Origin of the sequence: Flavobacterium sp. KMS, from assembly GCF_000813005.1 — a bacterium.
In the GTDB taxonomy this organism is placed as follows: domain Bacteria; phylum Bacteroidota; class Bacteroidia; order Flavobacteriales; family Flavobacteriaceae; genus Flavobacterium.
The window spans coordinates 23,351-32,250 of the sequence record NZ_JSYP01000031.1; the positions used below are offsets into that span (position 1 = coordinate 23,351).

The window sequence follows — 8,900 nt, forward strand, 5'->3', positions numbered from 1 at the left end:
AATTTTAGTTTAAATGTTGATACCCGATTTATGAAAAAATTTTCATTAGTATTTCTGCTTGTTGGTTTCTCTCTGTTTGGTCAAAATAGTGACTCTACATGTGAAATATTAACTAAAATAAATGCGCTTATTCAAAGCGAGCATATTCAGCCAAAACCGGTAGATGATAGTCTATCGGTTTTTGTTTTTGATAACTTTATCGATGACCTTGACCCTTCCCGAAATGTTTTCCTGAAATCGGAATACGATGCGCTTGCCAAAAAATACCGCTTGAATATTGACAATCTTATTTTGAATAAAGATTGTAGTTTCCTGAATGATATTGTTACTAAATATCGTAATGGTCTTATAAGAAACAAAGCTGCTTTAGAAAAAATCCTGACTCAGCCTATTGATTATTCTGCGAAAGATACGATTCGGTTTTACAAAAAATCTTTTCCCGTATATATGAAGGAAACTGAAATCGAGAAGGTTTGGCGTAAAAAAATGCGCTACGAAATTCTGGATGAAATCTCTGAAATAAGTTCTAATCTGGACTCGCTTAAAGCGAATTTCGCTTCTCTTGAACCGATTCATAAAAAAACTGTTCTTGATAACGAAATATGCCGAATTAATACGCTTTTGCAATCGGGGAAAAATCCTCAAGAAAAACTATATAACTATTTCTGTACGTATTTTGATCCTCATACTGCCTATTTTAGTGATGATTCAAAATCTAGTTTTGTAGCTTCTTTATCCAAAGAGCATTTATCTCTGGGTTTAAATGTGAATTTGAATGAAAAAAATGAGATTATTGTAGATGAATTAGACCCTAATGGTCCTGCTTTTAAAACTGGTCAGATAAAAAAGGGAGATCAAATTATCTCTATCTCTAACCAAAAAGAAACTTTAAAGGTTTCGTGTGCCACGCTTGAATCTATTTCGACCATGATTTTATCTGAGTTGAATAAAACTATCGTTCTGACTCTTAAAAGAAATTCTGGAAAAAGTTTTGAAGTAAGCATCGAGAAACAAATTATGAAGGATGAAGAAAACTCTGTTTTTAGCTTTATAATTGGTAAAGAAAGTAAGATTGGTTATATAAAAATTCCTAGTTTTTATGCCGATTTAGAAGGAAATAGCGGAAAAGGTTGTGCAGATGATACTGCGAAAGAAATTATTAAGCTACAAAAAGATAATATTAAAGGTCTGGTTATCGATTTAATAGATAATGGTGGCGGATCTATGGAGGAAGCCATAAAACTAGCCGGAATGTTTATAGATAGCGGCCCTATCTCGATTGTGGTTGATAATAAAAAAGAGCAATCGGTTATAAATGATCCTTATAAAGGTATGCTTTATAAAGGTATTGTTGTGGTATTGGTAAATGGCAACACGGCTTCGGCTAGTGAGTTCTTTGCTGCAATTATGCAGGATTACAACAGGGCTTTATTATTGGGTAGTACTACGCTAGGAAAAGCTACAATGCAAACTATACAATCTCTGGATGAGAAAAAAAACACCGACTTCCTGAAAATAACTATCAATAAATTTTACAGAATAACAGGAAAGAGTCATCAATATATAGGTATAACTCCCGATGTGGTTCTTCCTGAGTTTTACGAAAACATTATCCAGAAGGAGAAAAATTTTCCCACGGCAATTAAAAACGATAGTATTGTTCCTGTTTTAAGATTTAGACCTTATGTAAAAAGAAGTCTTATAAATAGCTTAGCAGATGATAGTAGTATTAGGGTTGCTGCGAGTGATTATTTTAATAATATTATCCAGATAAATCAAAAAATAGACCAGCTTATTAATATTCCTCAAACTGAAATTCCGATGACTTTGGATGCTGTTTTTAATCAGAAAAAATCAAGAAGTATTTTGTGGGAAGAAATAAACGCTTTTAATAGCAAGAATAGTCCACTTGAGATTTATAATTCGACCGTTAATCAATTTCTGCTAGGTATTTATCCTACCGAAAAAGTTATGAATCAATATCAAATTAATAATCTTAAAACTAATCCGTACTTAAATGAGGCTGTAAATATTATTAATGATTTTAATGCAGCTAATTAGTATTCGGTCTCCGTTTACAGTATTCAGTGGCACTGTTTAGTCTCAGTATACGGTACCAGTTTAAAACTGAATACTGAGATTATTGACTACTTACAATGGAGTATATATTCTCAATTTACATTTTACTGCCACCAGTTTACATTTCACCAAAAAAAACATAGTGTTTGTTTTTGTAAAATAACTAATAACTGTATTTTTGCAACTCAAAATAAAAAATTAGCAATGGGAAGAGCGTTTGAATTTAGAAAAGGTAGAAAAATGAAACGTTGGTCGGCAATGGCCAAAACATTTACCCGTATTGGTAAAGATATCGTAATGGCCGTTAAAGAAGGTGGTCCTAATCCGGATGCCAACTCTAGACTAAGAGCGGTTATACAAAATGCCAAAGCAGCCAACATGCCTAAAGACAACGTTGAGCGCGCTATAAAAAATGCCAGCAATAAAGATACTGCCAACTATAAAGAAATTTTATTTGAAGGTTATGCTCCTCACGGAATTGCAATATTAATAGAAACTGCATCTGATAACAATAATCGTACAGTAGCCAATATTCGTAGTTACTTTAACAAATGCAACGGAACTATGGGAACACAAGGTTCGGTTGAATTTATGTTTGACCATACTTGTAATTTCCGAATCCCTAAAGGCAATCTTGATCCTGAGGAATTGGAACTAGAATTAATCGATTTTGGTGCTGAAGAGGTTTTTGAGGATGAAGACGGAATTTTAATCTATGCTCCTTTTGGAAGTTTTGGAACTATCCAAAAAGAACTAGAAAATAGAGGTCTTGAAATCTTATCTTCTGGTTTTGAACGTATCCCACAAATAACGAAAGAACTTACTGAAGCTCAAATTGCAGATGTAGAAAAACTTATCGAAAAAATCGAAGAAGATGATGATGTTATGAACGTATATCATACGATGAAAGAAGAGTAATTTTTACTTTTATACTATATACTAAACTCCAGAGAAATCTGGAGTTTTTTTTGTTTTAAAGAAGAAATATTATTACAATTTTTAATACTATTTCCTTACCTCATTTTTATTAGAATATCACTAAAACTGGGTATTGTGCATCCATCAAAAGTCTGCTACTTTCGTGCGATTCTTATACATAAGAAAAAATCTAAAAATTTAAAACAAAGTATTGAAGAATACATTTTGCTAAACCTAATTTATAATACTCAGAAACAAATAAAACTAATTTGCTTTCGAGTATTTATCAAAATAAACAATGTAAAATCAACAACCTATAAAACAATTCCATTGCCATATAATTTAACGGTTAAGAAAGTTATTATAACTTCTTGTAAACCATTTTTTTCCTATTAAAATTTTTTTATATTTGGCCGCCATTAAATCACTACAATAAGCTAAGTTAATTCGTTAATTTAATGCCTAATACCAAATCAAACCTACAAAACATTGAAAAAAACTACTCCTAGGTTATCCTCTTTCTTATTAAATTTCGTTTTATTTATCATAAGTATTAATTGTTTTTCAAATACAAATCGAGATACGATTAGTAATCTAAAAAAGAACAATCCGATTATAAATATACTTTCCCAAAAAGAAACAAACACTTTATCTCTTTTTTCTCCGGCTTCACAAAGTGAATTTACCAATACTTTTATAAAAGAAAACTATCCAATTGCTGATCCAACTAATGAGGATTTGAATAAGGCAATTGGAGTTTTTAAAGAAATTGATAAAAACAGTAATTTAACTGATCTGTTAGAACCTAAAAGTTTGTCAATGCTACCTTTGGGTATTAAAAAGACAATTGGTGGTATACAATATATTTTAGGCGTTAGTAATGCAAAATTCACTCCCGAATATACTGAGTTAACTGCATTTGTAAAAATAATCCTCCCTCAGCATGATGCATCTGGTAATCCTAAAGAGCTCTTTTTTGGAGCTAATAACATTAAACTCTCTCATAAAGGGGGATTAGTAGGTGATACTAATTTGGTTTTACTTGGTGATGTTCCAATAAAAATTAATGGTGAGAATTTATTATTGATTTTAAAAGGTGGCATGACTATGGCCACTGGGCAAGTCGAGAATAAAACATACGTAACTATAGATTGTAATGGATTTAAAGAATTAGGAATAACTGCAGATGTAGTTTTCTCGAGAACATTGCTAGAACCTGTTGATGCTAATTACAATGTTATAGCATCTCCACAAAGAGTGGAAGCAAAATTTAAAACAATAGTATCTAACTGGAATGATATTTTGGTAGAAATCTCTTTACCAAGTTTTCAGTTGACTAGTTATAAAGGTACCTCCTTTGAATTAAACAAAGCGGTAATCGATTTTAGTGATATTCGAAATTCTAGTGATGTAGTTTGGCCAAAGGATTATGAAAAAGACTATCTAGTTCCTGGTAATGAAAATTTATGGAGGGGTTTATATGTAAAATCCTTAAAAGTAGTTTTACCTGCACAGTTTAAGAATAAAGAAACAAATCAGCGAATTGTTTTTAAAGCTACTGATTTATTAATTGACCGAATGGGTGTTTCGGGGAATTTCTCTGCCGAAAATGTTTTGGATTTAGGTAAAGGAAGTGCTTCAGGCTGGCAATTTTCCGTTAATCATATTGAATTAGGTTTTAGAGCAAATTCATTAACATATGCCTCGTTTGATGGAGACATCGTTTTACCAGTTACTGACCCATCCAAGCAATGCAAGCCAGGTGTAAGGAGCGAACTTGGCTATAAAGCAATCATTAATCCTATAGATAATGAATATCTTTTAAAAGCAGAAGTAAAAAGTGATATTTGTTTTCAATTATTTAAGGCAAATGCAAAAATAGAAAAAAACTCGTATGTAGAACTAAAAGTAAAAGAAGGTGTTTTCCTGCCCAAAGCTGTTCTTTATGGAAGCTTAGCTATAAAAGGAAGTAACACTCCCGAGTCTGAAAACGATACAAAAGAAACAGTAAATTTTAAAGGAGTTACATTTCAGAATTTACAATTACAAACTGTAGTTCCTTATATAAAAGCAGATTATTTTGGGTATAAGAATGCTGCTGAAGATGATGCAAAAGTTAGTAATTTCCCTATAACAATAAATGAAATTGCCTTAATTGCAGATGACGAATCGGCGAGTTTAAAAATAGATTTGGCCGTTAACTTGATGAAAGATCAATTTAAAGGACAAACAAAATTTTATGTTGTTGGAAAATTTGCAAAAAATGAAGGCATTCAAAAATGGAAATTTGATCATTTAAAATTTGAAGAGATTAAGGTTTCTGCCGATTTAGGAGGAGTGAAATTTAAAGGAAGTATTACCATAATGGATAACGACCCTGTTTATGGCAATGGCTTTAAAGGAATGGTAGGAGCTGATTTTACTGGCGGAATAGCTGTAGAGGCAAATGCTATTTTTGGTTCTACTACATTTAGATATTGGTATGTAGACGCTATGGTAGATAACCTTAATATACCTGCAGGAGCAATCACTTTCAAAGGTTTTGGTGGAGGCGCCTATTATAAGATGAGAAAGGACGGCTTTAGTTCTTCATTTGTAGCATCGGGTTCTAATTATGTTCCAGATATCGATTCTAGTCTTGGAGTTAAAGCGATGATAAAATTTGCAGGAACTGCAACCGCCGATGCTTTTTGGGGTGGTGCTGGTTTTGAAATTGCTTTTAATAGTAACTCTGGTATAAATAGAATTAGTATTTATGGAGAAGGTCACGTAATGCAACCTTTTGAAATACCTGGAGCAGAAGAGTTAACAGGTGCTTTAAAAGCCGTTGCCGAAAACGAATCATTATTATCTAAAGTTGCATTAGAGGCTCTAAAAACCTCAAACTTATCTAAAGCTGCTGAACAGCTATATCCTAATACGGTAAAACAATCTATGGGTATCAATGCATTTGCAGCCATAGAATATGACTTTAGAGCAAAGACCTTGCATGGTACATTCGATTTATATATAGATACGCCTGGAGGTTTTATAAAAGGTCGTGCTTCGGGTAATAGGGCTGGTTGGGCAGTATTACATTTTGGACCAGACAAATGGTATATACGCATGGGGACTCCTACTGATCGTTTAGGAATAAAACTAGCAATTGGACCTATAGAAGTAGAAGCTGGAGGTTACTTCATGTTAGGAGACGACATTCCTGCAAGTCCACCACCACCTGCTATAGTAGCACAAATTTTAGGGTTGGAAGTTGCAAAATTAGATTATATGCGAGACGAAAATAGCATTTCGTCAGGAAAAGGTTTTGCCTTTGGGTCAGATTTTAGTCTAAAAACTGGTGACCTAACCTTCCTTATATTCTATGCAAATTTTCAAGCAGGATTTGGATTCGATATAATGGTAAAAGATTATGGCGAAGCTGCATGTAAAGGTTCAGGGCAAATTGGTATAAATGGTTGGTATGCCAATGGACAATCCTATGCTTATTTGCAGGGCGAACTAGGTTTGAAGATTAAATTATTCATGATTAGAAAGAAAATATCAATCATAAAAGGTGGTGGAGCTGTTCTTTTACAAGCAAAATTACCTAATCCTGTATGGATAAGAGGATATTTAGGAGGTTATTTTAATTTATTAGGTGGAGCGGTAAAAGGTAGCTTCCGATTTAAATTAGAATTTGGTAAGCAATGTGAATTCATTACAGATAGTCCATTAGGAGGTCTTAAGACAATCGCAGACATAACTCCTGCCGAAGGAACAAAAGATGTAGATGTTTTTACCATTCCTCAAGTCGGATTTAATATGCCTATAGATAAAAACTTTACTATTGAAGATGATGGAGGAGTAAAAACTTACATGTTAAAACTTGAAGAATGTACCGTTAAAAAAGATGGTGTTCCTATTGTAGGAGAATTAGCTTGGAATAAAACCAAAGATTTATTAACATTTACTGCTTTTGATATATTACCACAAAATTCGAGTTTAAGTATAACAGCAAAAGTAAGTTTCCAAGAAAATGTAAATGGAACTTGGAAAACGATATATGAAAATGGGCAAATAGCAACCGAGACCGAAACAAGAAATTTTACAACTGGTGTTGCTCCAAATAATATCCCTGTAAATAATATAGCGTATTGTTATCCTGTAATTGATCAGAAATATGTGTACCAAAATGAAACGAAGCAAGCTTATGTTGTCTTAAAACAAGGTCAACCCTATTTATTTGATTTAAAAACTGGTCAATCGCAAAAAGCATTTTATAAAACAGGAAATAAAACAGCTCTTGGATCTGGATCTATAAGTTACAACAGTTCTCTTAAAAAAGTTGTCGTCGATTTACCCTCTTTACAAACATCAAAACAATATAATGTTTCATTAATGACACTAGAAACAAAAACAGATGCAAATGGAAATATGACCGAAAGTTTTGATAAACAGGATTTAGGATCAGATTCTAGCTTAGAAGTTAAAAGCAATAAATTAACAGAAACTATTACAGGTGGGCAAGGTATTGAACTTTTACAATATAATTTTAATACAAGCCAATACAATACTTTCCAAGAAAAAATGGCAGCAAAAAAGCCTAAACAAACATTGGTAGAAATCATTTATTCAGATATCCATGCATTACAATCTCTTAATAATTCAACAGAACCATTTGATGAAATAGAAATAATTGGTAATGAAAAAACACTAAATGTGCCATTGATAAACGTTGAAGCAATACTAGATGATAGTTATTACAAAAACGAAATCTATCCTTTGGTCTATAAAGGATATCCGTTAGAAGGAATCATAACTTTCGATAGAGATACCAAAATATTGGGAATCCCTCCTACTAAAGGAGTTGAAACCTTGGCATGGTATCAGGATTACATCATAAATAATCCTAATAGTTTTATGCTGAAAGAATATTTGCCTTTCCGATATAATCAACCATTTTATTATAAAAATGATTTTCTAGATGTACGTTATAAAATAGTCAACTACTTTGTAAATACCAGAAATCAAGCAATGATTAACAAATACGACTATATCATTAACGGTAAATTCCCGTACATAAAACAAGGTTCATATAACATTAAATTGAATTATACACTACCAGGAGGGCAATTAGGCTCTAGTTCAATTTTTACATTCAATAAATCAAATTAGCATGAAGTTTAAAATTTTAATTATACTTTTTTTTATAATAATTAGTAATGTTTTTGCTCAAAATAAAAAAGAAGAAATAGCATCGATTGAAAAAAAACCTGGAATTCAAGTTATAGCAAGAGTACAAAAAGACAGGATTTTATTACGTTGGGCGGTGACAAATCCTATTGCTTGGAAAAAACTAAACACTTATGGATACCTAATAGAAAGATATACTGTTACAAGAGATAACAAAACATTATCTAACCCTGAAAGAGTGGTTTTATCTCAAATTATGAAACCAGAACCACTAGAAAACTGGGAAAAGTTAATTCAGGATAATGATAATGCAGCGATTATTGCTCAGGCTATCTATGGAGAAGATTTTGCAGTTTCTGGAACCGATAAAATGGAGAACATCATTAATCTTGCCGAAGAAACAGAACAAAGATTTACGTTTGCATTATTCACTGCCGATAAAGATTTTGAGATTGCAAAAAAAGCTGGTTTAGGATTTGAAGACAAAACAGCCAAAGAAAACGAAAAATACGCATACAGAATATCATCAAACATACCCGAAACTGAAATGAGCATTGATTATGGAGGTATTTTTGTAGGGCTAAAAGAATATGAATCTCTACCAAAACCAATGGATTTTACTGCGCACTTTAGTGATAACAGTACAATGTTAAGTTGGAACTTTAAAATCCTATCTCATGCATACGGTAGTTATTATGTGGAACGTTCTACAGATAAAAAAACTTATGAAA

General features: G+C 32.2%; 3 protein-coding genes and 1 pseudogene. All 4 read left to right on the plus strand.

The features are described 5' to 3' along the window. Positions 1 to 30 precede the first annotated feature (30 nt). Positions 31 to 2,061 carry a S41 family peptidase gene (locus tag OA93_RS22295; protein WP_039116339.1) on the plus strand — a complete coding sequence of 677 codons (2,031 nt, stop codon included), beginning with the start codon at positions 31 to 33 and terminating at the stop codon, positions 2,059 to 2,061. A gap of 222 nt (positions 2,062 to 2,283) precedes the next feature. After that, complete coding sequence (locus tag OA93_RS22300; protein ID WP_035621292.1) at positions 2,284 to 2,997, plus strand: YebC/PmpR family DNA-binding transcriptional regulator; 714 nt, start codon at positions 2,284 to 2,286, stop codon at positions 2,995 to 2,997. Between the two features lie 489 nt (positions 2,998 to 3,486). Next, a complete protein-coding gene (locus OA93_RS22305; protein WP_052259576.1) occupies positions 3,487 to 8,151 on the plus strand; it encodes a hypothetical protein in 4,665 nt (1,554 codons plus the stop codon). Between the two features lies 1 nt (position 8,152). Further along, positions 8,153 to 8,900 (plus strand): annotated as a pseudogene (locus OA93_RS22310) (hypothetical protein); the annotation flags it as partial.

What these genes read in the sequence shown, in the direction of transcription:
- OA93_RS22295 (WP_039116339.1), top strand. Translation starts at nt 31, where the DNA reads ATGAAAAAATTTTCATTAGTATTTCTGCTTGTTGGTTTCTCTCTGTTT.
- OA93_RS22300 (WP_035621292.1), top strand. Translation starts at nt 2,284, where the DNA reads ATGGGAAGAGCGTTTGAATTTAGAAAAGGTAGAAAAATGAAACGTTGG.